Genomic DNA, 13,434 nt, shown 5'->3' with positions numbered 1-13,434 from the left:
AAACGTCACGTGCCAAACGCGTAGCCGCCGGGTCGGACCGGGTAGCGGGACTGGTTGAACGGCGCGGTGTCGATGCAGTACCGCTTGGCGGGTCTCGTCGGATCGCCACCGGCCTGGAGCGTCTCGATCTGGTCAGCTCGACCCGGACCGCCCTCAATGATCTTGAGGGCGAAGACGTGGTTGACCATCGGGCTGCCGCCTTCCGGCACGACAGCGGTTACCAGCGCGGTGTCGCCCACCACGCTGACGCACGTCACCTCGGCGTGCCCCTCGCTCGCCACGCTCCCGTCGGGCCTCGCGTGCCGGAAGTGGAGCACGCCGTGGCCTGTCCCGTGGCGGTCGACCCAGCCCAGGACGCCGAACCGAATCTGATGATCGACTATCCCGGGCTCGTCGTAGACGAAGCCGCCGCTGCCGGCGATCCACGCACCAGGCGTGGCAGGCACCTCCGGTGGGTCCTGGTCGTCGGCCCGCGCCGACGCCGGGGCACCGACGACCGTCACGACTCCGGCGAGTACGGCGACAAGCAACCTGCGGATTGTCATGGCTTCTCCATTCTTCGACCAATGGCTGCGCGCCGGCCGTAGTCGGCCGCCACAGCGATGACGAGTGGTCCCCACCCGAGCATCGGGGCGTAGTAGCGGAGCACCTCCCAACCGGGAGTCGGGTGCACCGGTTCGTCGTCGCCGATGCCAACCCAGGTGCTCTGCACGAGGTGGAACCTGTGGTTCAGGAGGAAGTAGACGCAGATGGCGACGAGCGACCAGCCGCCGATCAGCGCGACGCGCACGACCGGACGCGCGGGTATGCGCCGGCCTCCGACGCGGGGTAACCAGCGTGGACATCGCTGTCCCCACCCGTGCACCAGCCCGAGTGTCAACAGGGCCAGGCCCATCGACAACGCGGACAGGAAGATCATGTACCACTGTGTGACGGCATTGTCGGTGAACACCAACGACAGTCGCCAGAGTGCGGACGGCAGGACGCAGAGCGGGACGGCGTAGGCGGCCCAGACCGCCCAGGCTGACGGGTCGGCGGTCCAGACGCGGGCAGGGTCAGTGGGTTTCATGGACGCTCCGATCCTGGAAGGCGGTCGTGGCGGTGTCCGCCGAGGTGGTGAGGGCGTAGCCGGTGGTGGTGACGGCCAACGACACTCCCCAGCCGAGGAAGACCAGCGGCGTGGCGGCGGCGGCCCACCCCTCCCATACGTCGGACCAGCGCGCGTCACCGGTGAACAGTTGGCCGACGAGCACCGCGACGCTCAGCACGCCGTAGGTGACCAACGTGAGCGCCACCACGCCGGCCGGGATCACCGCCAGCCGTCGGGGGACCTGTCGACCGTGTAGTCCCGGCACCCAGCGCGGAAACTGCTGACCCCACCGCTGTACCAGCCCGAGAACGAGCAGGCCGGCGAGCGGCGGGACGAGGGTTATCGCCACCCCGGTCGGCGTGGAGAGGTCTCTCTCGATGTCGTTCAGTTCCCGCTCGGAGATGCCGATCGGAACGCCGAGCACCCACAGCGCGTGCGGCACGGCCCAACCGACCACGGGCAGCGCGACGGCGACGTACGCCCAGCGGCGCGTCCACCGCGGCACCGGTCGGTAGCCGACGGCGGCCGGTGCGCGCCGAGGCCCGGATGCGCTCGCGAGCCCGGCGAACAGGACGCCACCGACCACCAGCACGAGCCGGGCCCCGAGGTCACGCCAGTCCGAGGGCCGCCCCGCCAGCGCTGCCGGAATCTCGAAGACCAGGTGCAGCGGGAACGCGACGACGAGGAGCAGCGCGGCCGCGGCCCAGCTACCGACGGTCGCCCGGGTGCCGGGAAACCGGACAGTGCACCCGAGCACCACCGCGAGGGCGACGCCGACTCCCACAGCGCCCCACCCCGACCAGAACGGCAACGCCACGACCTGGTCCGCGCCGCACCCGCCCGCCGGATCGACCAGATCGGTGCGGTCGCAGGCGGTGTACCCCCACCGGCCACCCGCGATCCAGTAGAGCCGCTGGGCCACCGCAGCGACGACGAACATGGCACAGGCCAGCGCCCACTGTCTTGCGCGGGTCGGTATCTGCATGACAGCCATGGACCCACGGTCGCCGGTTGCGGATCGATTCTCCTCCCCGACAAATGGGGAGGCGCTCCCTCCGCCGGGGGACAGGCTGACCGGGGTACGGACGCGGCGGCGCAGGGCGGGATCGACTGTCGCCTCAAGGAATGCTCAAATTCGATCGACGTGAGCCACTGGAGCTGCCAACCCACATACGCTCACCGGACCGGTCCGCCGGCAATCACCCGTCGTAGGCAGAAGGAGGGGGAATGCGGCGATCACCACGGCGCATCGCGCTGCTCGCGCTGTCCACCCTGGTGGGTAGCATCCTCGTGACGACCGGCTCTGCGGGCGCGGATCCCATGGGGCCGTCAGCCGCCACCACCAGCCGATCCCAGCCTGAGGATCGTGAGTCGGTACGCCTCGTGCACATCAGGCTGACCGGTGCCGACATGCTGGACAAGGTGGCCGCAGCCGGCTTCGACCTCGAACACGGCCTCCGGCGCGTGCCGAACGGCATCGAGGGCGAAGCGGTGGTGACCGCCGAGCAGGTCACCGAACTCACGACGATGGGCGTCGAGGTGCTCGGCGACGACGCGGGTTTCGCCTGGAGCAACGAGGCCGACGGCGGCATTGGCATCGGCGCGGCCGGCGCGCGGGCGGCTCAGCCGGCGAATCACGACGCGACGGTACGCGTGGTCCGCGCCGACTGGTTCACCACAAAAGGGCAGGGCTTCCTCTACGTCGAGGCGCGGACCACCGAGGGGCAGCAGGCCGACCCCATCGTCGGGATGCAGTTGGAGAACGACTCGGGGAAGGGCACGCCGTTCGGCTTCGCCCGGACGATGAGCCGCTTCGTCGACTCGGGGCAGTACATGTTCCACCGGAACCTCTTCAAGCTCGACGTACGCCCCAACAAGATCAAGCTGACGAGTTCCACCGGTGGCGTCGCGACCGGCGTCGTCTCGAACTGGTTGGAGGACGCCCCGCCGCCGCTGACGGCGAACCCGTCCTACAAGTCGGACTTCGTGGACGGTTACCGGCACCCGCAGCAGCTCTACAGCCGTGCCAAGGAGATCGCCCGTCAGTACCCGGACATCGCCGAGATCGTCTACCTGCCGAACCAGACGAACGGGTACCAACGCAAGGCGCAGGCCCAGATCGGCGGTACGGGGCAGGCGGCTGTCGTCGTCACCTCAGCGGCGTGGGGTCACCAGGGCGGCAACGACATCACTGTGGACTTCGTGGACCGGCCCGACGCGAACCTTCCGCTCGCGGTGCAGGTCACCGGCAAGGCCGTAGTTGTCCTGCTCGCCACGGACGCCTCGGGTGCGCCGGCGAGCACGGCAGCTGAGGTGGCCGAGGCGCTGCGGACCCGCTCAGCGGGGCTCATCGACCGGGCGCACCCGTACCGCACCAACGAGGGCACCGGCATCGTCGCGCCGACGGCCGGCCCGGTCGCGCTGACCGACTTCCTCGACCAGAAGCGCGTCGGCGCACCGGAGGGCGAGGTGCCGCGCGGCCCCGCGACGATCCCGGTCCTGCGGATCGGCAAGCACCGTGACGGAAAGAAGCCTGGTGTCCTCATCCAGGCGCAGGACCACGCCCGCGAGTGGGTGCCGGCGACGACCAGCCTGGAGTCGGCCGAACGTCTGGTGCACAACTACCGGTCCGACCGGGAGACGAAGAAGATCGTCGAGAACACCGACGTCTTCTTCATCCTGTCCAACAATCCCGACGGGGCGAACTACAGCTTCTACAACTTCGCCTCGCAGCGTAAGAACATGACGAACCACTGCCCGGACGCGAGCGCCGATCCGGCGCAGCGGAACTCCTGGGGCGTCGACCTGAACCGCAACTACCGGGTCGGGTCGGGCCACGACGGCTACGCGGGCGGGTCGACCAACTGCGTCAGTGGCACCTACCAGGGGCCGGGCGAGCTGTCCGAGCCCGAGTCGAAGAACATCATCTGGCTGGTCGAGAAGTACAAGAACATCAAGTTCATGATGTCGGTGCACTCCAACGGCGGCCAGCTCTTCTGGCAGCCCGGCGCCTACATCGCGGACGGCCGGATCACCACGCCGCGTCCGCCGCTGGGTGACGAGGCGTTCTACTGGCAGTCCGCCGCCCGGATCCTGTCGCAGGTCAAGGCGCACCGGGAAACTGTCGTCACGCCGGAGAACGTCGGCGGCTCGTCCGACGTCCTCTACTCTTCGGCGGGCAACGTACGTGAGGACCTGTACCACACCTACGGCATCTACGCGTTCGGCTGGGAGGTCGGGGGCTCCGTCTACAACCCGGCCACCGGCGACTGGCAGGGCGGTTCGTTCCAGCCGGAGTGGGACGGAAACCCCGAGCTCGTCAGTGGCCACGCCGAGACGATGGAGTACGCCAACGGGATCATGGAGATGTTCCGGGTCGCGGCCGACTGGGGCAGGGACAAGAAGGACCCGACGTCCCAGCTGGTTCCGGGCGCTGGGCGCTACTCCGGGCCTGTCGACGTGCGCTTCGAGACCAGCGAGCCGGCCACCATCTACTACACGACCGACGGCAGCCGGCCCACGCTCGAGTCGCCCCGCTACGCGGCGACCGAGTTCCGTGAGCCGGGGCAGGTGTTCCACGTGACCGAGACGACGACGTTCAACTGGTTCTCGGTCGACAGCGCCGGCAACATCGAGAAGAACTACGACCCGACGAAGAACGACAAGCGCAACAACTACCGCACCGCGACGATCAGGATCGCCAAGAGGTAGCCCTCACGGCGATCGTTGCCCCGTCGGTGCGGACCACCAGCGCCGGCGGGGCAACCTCTGCACGTAAGGGTCGCGTCGGTCAGCCTCGCCGGCCGGCCCACAACGGGCTGTCTACGTAGTGGTTGTCGTAGCGGTCCTGGGTTTCGCCGACTTCCTGCCAGGTGGCTTCGCCCTGGTGCACCTTGTCGAGCAGTCGGTAGTAGTCGAACCGGGGCTTGCCGGGGGTGATCACGACGAGGAAGTCGGCGTCCTGGCCGTCGGCGGGGGCGAAGGCGTGCGGGGTGTTCGGCGGGACGAAGAGCGCGTCTCCCTTGTGCAGGGTGTGCACCTCGTCGTCGACGAGCATCTCGAGGGCGCCGTCGAGCATGAAGAACAGCTCACCGGAGTGGGTGTGCAGGTGTGCCGGGGCACCGTCGGTGCCGTGCTTGAGCAGTGTGCGGTTGCTGGTCAGGGCGCCGCCGGTGTGCTCGGGGTCGAGGAGCAGCGTGATCACGCTGGCCGGATCGCTGTCGAGAACCTCGGCCTGGGCTGCGCGTACCAAAGTCATTGTCGTCTCCTTCGTCGTCCGTCGATTCCTAGACATTAGGTGTCCAGAATCAGCCCACGCCAGCGATCATGGCGCGGGTCACAAGTTCTGGACAGGTAGAGTCCAGGATTATGCGGATGAGCCAGGGCGTCGAATGGGCCCTCCACACGTGCCTCAACCTGAGCTGGCTGGACGCCCCGGTGCCGACCAGCACCCTCGCCGCCTTCTACGAGCTGCCACCGGCGTACCTGAACAAGCAGCTCCAAGCCCTGGCCCGGGCCGGGATCCTCACGTCGACCTCGGGGCCGCGTGGCGGCTTCCAACTGGCACGGACCCCGGCGGCGATCTCTCTGCTGGACATCGTGGCCGCCATCGAGGGCCCAGAGGAGCTGTTTCAGTGCGACCAGATCCTCCGCAAGGGCCCGGGCGAGCACGCGGGCGTCGACTATCGACAGTCCTGCGCGTTCGCTCAGGCCATGCGCGGCGCCGACCTGGCTTGGCGGCGGGAGTTGGCCGGCAAGACCGTTGCGGACGTCCGGGCCGACGTCGAGCGCGGGCACCCCGAAGCGCCAGCCAACACCCGCGCCAGGATCGTGGAACTGCGCTAAGGCGTGTTTCAGAAGTCGTGGGTGGCCGGTGAGGTCACGGCGTGGTGGTGATCGATAACTGGAGAGGTCTCCGGTAGACGGTTCAGCGACCACGCTCGAACTTCATACCGGAGACCTAGTGACCACCCTGGCGGTGACGAGACGGCACGACCTCACCGACGCCCAGTGGCAGCGGCTCGTTGCGCTCTTGCCTGCCGCGTCCGTGAAGGGTGGGGACGATGTGGCCATGGCGAACTCTCATCGAAAGGGCAGGGGGCCGGCGCGCCGAGCAAGGAGTGCTGGGGACAGGGCATATCAGAGAGGTGCGCGACCGCGCGGGTGCTAGCGCCGCTCGTCAGCGACGGCTGGTGCGGGTCTCGGGTGACGTGCCGCCGTAGGTGGACAGATCGACGCTGATCAGGGCTGGGTGGATGGGACGTCGCTGCCGGCGGGCTGACCGTGCGGGCCACCGTGGGCATGAGGGCTCGCACGGCGGCCACGTCCGGGGATCGGCTGGGGCGGTGGTGGCGCCGTCGAGGCGCGGACGACGAGCTCGACCGGTTGGTCGGCCGCCGGTGGAAGCTCGACGTCCGGCTTCTCGATCACCTGTACCAGCAGCGCGAGGCCCTGCCGCGCGACCTCGTCGAACGGCTGCCGCACGGTGGTGAGCGGGGGAGTGACGTAGGCGGCGACCGGGATGTCGTCGAACCCGACGACGCTGATGTCCTCGGGCACCCGGCGCCCGGCCTCGAGCTGGGCGCGGATGAGACCGATCGCCATGTCGTCGTTCGCGGCGAACACCGCGGTAACGGTGCCGTCGCCCGCCAGTTCCCGGCCCGCCGCGTAGCCGGACGCGGCCGACCAGTCGCCCTCGACGACCGGCGGCTCGTGCGCGCCGTGGGCTCGCAGCGCCTCGCGCCAGCCGGCGAGACGGTCCCGTGCCGAATACCACCGCTGCGGGCCGGCCAGGTGATGGACGGTCGCGTGCCCCAACTCCAGCAGGTGCTCGGTCACGGCCCGCGCAAGCCGGCCGGCGCCGACCCTGGCGGTAACCACCTGCGGCGCGGTGAAGGTGGGCGGCGCGCCGAGGACTAGGACCGGCACGTCGACACTGATGAGGCCGACGCCCTCGTCGATCGGCTCGGAGATGACGACGCCGTCCACGCCCTGGTCCAGCAGCGACGCCAGGGCGCTGGCGATGCCGCCCGGGTCGCCCTCGATCGTGGTGGCCACCCGCAGCGTGTAGCCCACCTCCCGGACCGTCCGCTCAATGCCCATGAGCCACGACGCCGGCCCGTACAGAGCGCTGCCGAGCGTCACCACGCCGATCGACCGGGTCCGCCCGGAGGCCAGCGCCCGGGCCGCCTGGTTGCGCCGGTAGCCGAGCTCCGCGGCGGCGTCCAGGACCCGCCGGCGCACGTCGGCCGAGACATACGGCTCGTCGTTGAGGACCCTGGACACCGTCTTCTGGGAGACGCCGGCCAGCCGCGCGACGTCCACGCTGCGCGGCGTCGGAGGGCTTCCACCCGGTCTCGCTAGTCGCGTCACGGCACCTCCCATCGCCGGCCATAGTCCTGTATGATTGCGCAGTCATGTCTACGCAGTCAGAAACTCGCCATCAAGATCCCGTAACCCGCCCCTGACGCTGGCGAAGCACGTCGCTTGCCAACACCCTAACCGCAGTTTCGAACCGAACAGGTCAGGCGGGGCCGCCCGCCGACTTCGCCGAGGGCCGCAGTCGCTGTCCACGTCTTCGACGTGTCACGCGGCCCGGTGCCGCAGCGGCGAATCGATTCGCTATTCGATCGGTGCCGCGTCGGTGAGCCGGCGACGCAGCATGCCTGAGCGCGATGTCCTAACACTCCGGAAGGGTCGTACTCAGCGGCGGCCAATCGAAGCCTGCGAAACGTCCCGCAGCAGGAAGTAAGCGTCTTGAAACCTTGACTTCACGCTCGATGCGCCCATTAATGCATACCTATGTATCGGGCCGTAATCACCCTTCCCCGGTGGTCGGCGACGCTGGCGGATTCGTCGAATCGGTTCGAGTATCGGCCTTGAGGCTGGGCGTTGAACCGGTGTCGCGGAGCTGGCGGATGAGTCACAGGAGGTTGGCATGCATCGTTCGAACGCCCGGTGGCGCGGCTGGTTGCCGGCAGCGGCTGGAGGGCTGGCCGTAGCCGTGGTCGCCGCGAGCGTGGCCCTGGCGATCCACGGGTCGGCCCTGGCCGCGCCGGTAGCGGCGCAGAGTGCCGCGGCCGCTGGTGTTGACGGTGTGGCGGCCGGGAACGCCGCGATCGCCTCGGTCGACCTGGCCGGAACCTGGGGCTTCACGCCCGCGGGCCGGGCGGCGACCACGATCGCGGTACCCGGTGGCGGGTGGTACAAGCAGGGCTTCACCGACGTGAACGAGGCGGTGTACTCGCGCAGCATCACCGTGCCGGACTCGGGGCAGCCGCAGTCGACCTGGATCGAGTTCGGCGCCGTCAACCACCAGGCGACACTGTCGGTCGACGGCCGCGTGGTCGCCACTCAAACGACGGCGTTCACCCCGTCGAACTTCGACATCAGCGCATACGCGGCGCCCGGCACCACCCACACGATCACAGTGAACGTGAAGGGCCGCGGCGCGTTGAAGGCATCCAACGGCCGGTACCTGGTGCCCGACGCCGCCACGTGGTCCGAGGCGATACCGCAGGGGATCTTCGGGTCCGCGTTCCTGCGGGTGTACCCGGCGGTGTACGTCAGCGACGCATTCGTGCGTACGTCGGTGGCGAACAAGACGTTGACCTACGACGTGACGGTGCGGAACACGTCGGGCAGTGCCCGGTCGGTGACGTTGACCGGGTCGCTGTCGTCCAGCAACGGAACGGCTTTCAGCTACCCGGCACTGCCCAGCCGTACGGTCACCGTGGCGGCCCGCTCGACCGCGACCGTGACCGTCGGGCCGGTCGCGTGGAACCTCGACAGCACCTCGTACTGGTGGCCCAACGTGCCGTACCGGTCGGGGTACCGGGCGCAACTGCACGGGCTGACGGTGCATGCCGTCACCGACGACGGCCGGACGAGCGACGCAAAGTACCGGTTCGGGTTCCGGGAGGCCACCCAGAACGGTGACTACTACTACCTCAACGGCGTGCGCGTGAACTTCCGCGGCGACAACCTCCAGGGCGCCGACTACGACCGGATCAACAACGGCGGCAAGGGCGACGCGTACCACACCCTGCCCGGCTTCCTGCCCCCGTCGTCCGGCAACGGCGGCTGGCCGCAGGCGGTGGACAACTACCAGCGGCTGAACTACAACGTGGTGCGCATCCACCAGGAGCCCGGAAGCCCGTACATGTTGGATGTCGCCGACGAGATGGGCCTCATGATCATCGACGAGGTCGCGATTCGCGGCTCCCAGTCCTCGCAGGAGTGGCAGAACTCCGTCGGGCGCGACAACATGATCAACCACGCCCGCGCGCTGGTCCTGCGCGACCGCAACCACCCCGCGATCATCCGCTGGAGTCAGAACAACGAGCCGAACCAGAGCGGCCAGGATTCCGAACAGTTCGAAAAGGACCTGTACGCGGCGATGAACGGTGCCGACGGCACCCGGCCGATCATTGTCGAGGTGGGCGTCGGCGGGAATGTCAGCCTGTATCCCGGGATGACGTACGCCAACTTCGCGGTGATCCCGCACTACGTCGACGGCTTCGGTAGGTACGGAGAGGGCCTGATCACCGTGAATGGGCGGCCCGACGGCGAGGGCGAGTACATCTGGCCGGCATGCAACAACAAGCAGGGCTTCGAGTGGTTCGCCACGGCAACCCTGGCCAAGCGAGGCAAGGGCGCCACCGACCTGCGCCCGTACACGCTGCTGTCCGCCTGGGCCAGCGTCGTGCCCGGCGTGCGGTCCACCGACTTCACCCCGGAGGAGGGCGGCCACCCCATCTACGGCGCCGACAACCTGCCCGACCCGTGGAGCAACCCGCAGATCCAGCGCGTGCAGGCGGCGTTCAACCCGGTGGCTGCGGTCGACCTCCCGTACTGGTCCGCCTCCGGCAATTCGGACTCCAACGGCACCTTCCCGCTGCCGCAGGCCGTGCCCAGCTACGCCCGCAACGCCACGGTGACCCGCAACATCACCGTGTTCAACGACGACTTCACCAACACCTCGGTGAACTTCGCCTGGACCGCCCGGCTAGACAGCCCGACCGGCGCGGTCGTCGCCTCCGGCAGCAGCAACCTGACCATCCCGCTCGGCTCACGGGTCACCCAACCGGTGTCCTTCACCGCCCCCGCCACCGGTAGCCGCGTGTACCTGCAACTGTCGACCACGAAGTCCGGCAGCACCGTCTTCACCGACGCGGTCGAGTACCTCAACCTTGGCGGAAGCGGCGGAACCGGGCCCGCACCCGGCACCTACCGCATCGTCAACCGGAACAGCGGCAAGCCCCTCGCCATCGCCGGCAACTCCACCGCCGACGGCGCCAAGGCGGCCCAGCAGAGCGGCACCCCCACCTGGACGATCAGCACCGCCCAGGATGCCTACACCCTGCGCTACACCGCCTCCGGGAAGATGCTCGACGTCAACGCCGGCAGCACCACGCAGGGCCTGCAACTGCAGCAGTGGTCGGCAAACGGCGGCACCAACCAGATGTGGTACCTGCGGCCCACCGGTGACGGCTACTACACCGTCGTCAGCCGCAGCAGCGGACTCGCAGCCGACGTCTACGCCGCCTCGACCAGCGACGGGGCGCAGGTCGTGCAGTGGGCCGCCAACGGCGGGACCAACCAGCAATGGCAGTTCGTACCCGCCTGACCAGTGGCAGAGGTGGGTGTCAAGTTCGGCCGCCGGTAACGGGCTGCCGAATGTCGCGCCGACTCGGGGGCACGGTTTGTGCCCCCGAGTCGGCGCGATCCAATCACGGCGAGGACGAGAGCTACCGAACCGGACAGACGCGGGCCTGGTCCGCTCACTACCCGTACGTGAGCCAGGCCCGGGGTGTCGCGGCTGAGTGCTCGGACGGTCGAACTCGCGCACTGGCAGTTGGAGTCCGCTGGCTACTGGCGAACCATCTTGCGGACGCAGTTGAGCCACCGACATGGTCGGGCTCTACGGCCTCGGCAACCGCCCGACTTACCTACCCGTCAGCTGCCTGTCTGAGCCTCGAGGAGGAACGTCTTGGTGAATTGCGGGGCGGCAACGGTCTGGTCGATGGCGGTGGCGGTGGCGGTGGCGTCGAGTTCGGCACCGCCGTCTCCGCCGCGGAGTTGCAGGTAGGCAAAGGATTCCTCAGCTGCCGTGCACCTCCAGCTCCCACAGCGAGTAGCCGTACGCGGGCAGGGCCCGCTGGGTGCCCTGGACGCGCAGGTAGCGGCCGGTGGCCGAGATGGCGATGTCGTCCACACCGCCGTCGCCAGTGGTCGTGGTATACACCGGCGACCAGGTGACATTGTCCGGGGAGATCTGGATCTGGTACGCCCGCGCGTACGCCGCCTCCCAGGTCAGCCGGACCCGGTCGAGGGTGCGGGACGCGCCGAGGTCCACCGAGATCCACTGCGGGTCGGCGTACGCGCTGCCCCAGCGGGTGGTCGTGTTGCCGTCCACGGCGTTGGCCGCCGTGTGCGCGCTGCCCGGCTCCACGCTGGACGCGGTGACCGGCTTGCCCCGGGAGAGCACCGTGCCACCGGCGGCGATGCCGTGGACGTTGAGGTCCCACAGCGAGTAGCCCCACTGGGTGGCGCGCTGGGTGCCGTACACCCGCAGGTAACGGCCGGTGCCGGTGACAGTGAGGTCGTCGACGCCGCCGTCTCCGGTGGTCGTGGTGTGCACCGTCGACCAGGTGACGTTGTCCGGCGACACCTGGACCTGGTACGCCCGCGCGTACGCCGCCTCCCAGGCCAACCGCACCCGGTTGATCGCGTACGCGGCACCCAGGTCGACGGTGATCCACTGCGGGTCGGCGTACGCGCTGCCCCAGCGGGTGGTCGTGTTGCCGTCCACGGCGTTGGCCGCCGCGTGCGCACTGCCCGGCTCGACGCTGGACGCTGTCACCGGCCGGCCCTGGGCCAGGTCGGTGGCGGGTGGCTCACTCGGGCCGTCGGTCTTGATCCGCACGTTGCGGTAGTTGATGTCCATGCCGGCGCCGTCGTTCTGCAACCCGATGTAGCCGTTGGCGATGGCCCGGCTGCTGACGTAGTCGTTGATTTTGACGCCGTTGAGCCAGATCTCGACCCGCTGTCCGTGCACCCCGATCTCGTAGGTGTTCCAGGAGCCGGGTGGGTTGAGCGCCGCCGCGCGGGCGGCCTGGTTGGGTGCCTGGAAGCTGTAGACGCTGCCGGTGGTGCGCGTCGGGTCGCCGTCGGTGGCGTCGATCTGGATCTCGTGACCGGCGGCGACCGGGGCCCAGGGGTCGCCCTGCGGATCGGGGAAGCCGATGAAGACCCCGCCGTTGTCGTCGCCCGGCATCATCCAGTCGACCTTGACCGAGTAGTTGGCGAAGGTGCGCACCGGGTACCAGAGCAACCCCATGCCACCGTTTGACGTGAGGGTGCCGTCGGCCAGCGTGAAGCCGCCCGGCCCCGCCTGCCGCCACTGCCCGAGGCTGGCCTGGGTGCCGTCGAACAGCGGGGTGTAGCCGGGCTCCGGCCGGCAGTCGGCCGCCACCGCCCCGGCCGCCACCTGGATGCCGCCCAGCAGCATGCGGGTGAAGTTCGGGTCGGCGTAGCTCTGCTCGGTGTGGCCGAGGCCGGTGTACCAGGAACGTCCACCGCCATAGCTGTGGCACCAGGTGATCGGGTGGTCACCACCCATCGACCCGCCGGTGTACGACGACTCGTCGAGGCTGGCCAGCACCTTGACCGCCGAGCGGGGGTTGGTCCGGTAGTTGTACCACTCGTCGGTGCGGGTCCAGGTCGACGGCAGGTGCGCGGTCGAGGCGTTGGCCCGGTCCTCGACCCGCACTGTCGCCTGCTGGGTGGCCGGGTGCGAGGCGAAGTACCCGCCGACCAGCCCGCCGTACCACTGCCAGTCGTATTCCGTGTCGGCGGCGGCGTGCACGCCGACGAACCCGCCACCGGCGGCCACGTACGCCTCGAAGGCGCCCTGCTGGCCGGCGTTGAGCACGTCACCGGTGGTGCTGAGGAAGACCACCGCCTGGTACTGGGCGAGGTTGGCAGTGGTGAAGGCAGCCGCGTCCTCGGTGGCGGTGACGGTGAAGCCGTTCGTCGCACCGAGCTGCTGAATGGCGGCGATGCCGTTGGGGATGGAGGAGTGCCGGAAGCCGGCGGTCTTGGAGAAAACCAGGACCTTGCCCAGCGGTGCGGCCTCGGGGGCCGCGGTCGCTGGCCCGGCCGGCCCGACGGCGGCGACGCCAACGGCGAGCAGGACAGCGAGCGCGATTCGTAGCGGCGGCGTCATCTTCATCGACACGATCTCCTCTGGATCGTCGTGCGGATGCGGGTCTCGCACCCCGGGAACTTCCCCGGTGTGCCCACGTCCGCCGAAACGAGGGCGATGTCGAGACGACGCGGAG

9 protein-coding genes are annotated in these 13,434 nt (G+C 69.3%); 3 read left to right on the top strand and 6 right to left on the bottom strand.

Features of this window, described 5'->3' with window-relative positions; genetic code table 11:
* Positions 1–5: 5 nt before the first annotated feature.
* From AB0B94_RS07045 to AB0B94_RS07035, 3 genes are read right to left on the bottom strand one after another with little or no spacing between them, the layout of a single operon-like run.
* The gene (locus AB0B94_RS07045; RefSeq protein ID WP_357269444.1) at positions 6–545 is read right to left on the bottom strand and encodes a hypothetical protein; all 540 of its coding nucleotides are present in this window, start codon (positions 543–545) and stop codon (positions 6–8) included.
* On the bottom strand, positions 542–1,069 hold the full coding sequence (locus AB0B94_RS07040; RefSeq protein WP_357269441.1) for a hypothetical protein: 528 nt from the start codon (positions 1,067–1,069) through the stop codon (positions 542–544). The genes AB0B94_RS07045 and AB0B94_RS07040 overlap by 4 nt, the downstream gene beginning before the upstream one ends.
* On the bottom strand, positions 1,056–2,084 hold the full coding sequence (locus AB0B94_RS07035; protein ID WP_357269438.1) for a hypothetical protein: 1,029 nt from the start codon (positions 2,082–2,084) through the stop codon (positions 1,056–1,058). Before AB0B94_RS07035 ends, AB0B94_RS07040 begins: the two co-directional genes overlap by 14 nt.
* A gap of 233 nt (positions 2,085–2,317) precedes the next feature.
* Between AB0B94_RS07035 and AB0B94_RS07030 the strand changes: the two genes are divergently transcribed.
* Positions 2,318–4,801: a M14 family zinc carboxypeptidase gene (locus AB0B94_RS07030; protein ID WP_357269435.1), complete on the top strand. Its 2,484-nt coding sequence runs from the start codon at positions 2,318–2,320 to the stop codon at positions 4,799–4,801.
* A 79-nt stretch (positions 4,802–4,880) separates the two neighbouring features.
* Here the strand turns inward: AB0B94_RS07030 and AB0B94_RS07025 are convergent, their stop codons facing one another.
* Positions 4,881–5,348 carry a cupin domain-containing protein gene (locus AB0B94_RS07025; protein ID WP_357269432.1) on the bottom strand — a complete coding sequence of 156 codons (468 nt, stop codon included), beginning with the start codon at positions 5,346–5,348 and terminating at the stop codon, positions 4,881–4,883.
* A 116-nt stretch (positions 5,349–5,464) separates the two neighbouring features.
* On the opposite strand from AB0B94_RS07025, the gene AB0B94_RS07020 reads away from it, so the two are divergent.
* Positions 5,465–5,935 (top strand): Rrf2 family transcriptional regulator, encoded by a 471-nt coding sequence (locus tag AB0B94_RS07020; protein ID WP_112678499.1) that lies wholly within the window; start codon positions 5,465–5,467, stop codon positions 5,933–5,935.
* A gap of 396 nt (positions 5,936–6,331) precedes the next feature.
* On the opposite strand, the gene AB0B94_RS07015 is transcribed toward AB0B94_RS07020, so the two are convergent.
* Positions 6,332–7,414, bottom strand: a complete 1,083-nt coding sequence (locus AB0B94_RS07015; protein ID WP_357269428.1) for a LacI family DNA-binding transcriptional regulator — start codon at positions 7,412–7,414, stop codon at positions 6,332–6,334.
* 613 nt (positions 7,415–8,027) lie between these two features.
* Between AB0B94_RS07015 and AB0B94_RS07010 the strand changes: the two genes are divergently transcribed.
* On the top strand, positions 8,028–10,718 hold the full coding sequence (locus AB0B94_RS07010; protein WP_357269425.1) for an RICIN domain-containing protein: 2,691 nt from the start codon (positions 8,028–8,030) through the stop codon (positions 10,716–10,718).
* Between the two features lie 474 nt (positions 10,719–11,192).
* Here the strand turns inward: AB0B94_RS07010 and AB0B94_RS07005 are convergent, their stop codons facing one another.
* On the bottom strand, positions 11,193–13,325 hold the full coding sequence (locus AB0B94_RS07005; RefSeq protein ID WP_357269422.1) for a ThuA domain-containing protein: 2,133 nt from the start codon (positions 13,323–13,325) through the stop codon (positions 11,193–11,195).
* Between the last annotated feature and the right edge of the window lie 109 nt (positions 13,326–13,434).

The organism is Micromonospora sp. NPDC048986, from assembly GCF_040649335.1.
Lineage (GTDB): Bacteria > Actinomycetota > Actinomycetes > Mycobacteriales > Micromonosporaceae > Micromonospora > Micromonospora alfalfae.
This window is presented reverse-complemented; position numbering and strand designations above follow the sequence as displayed.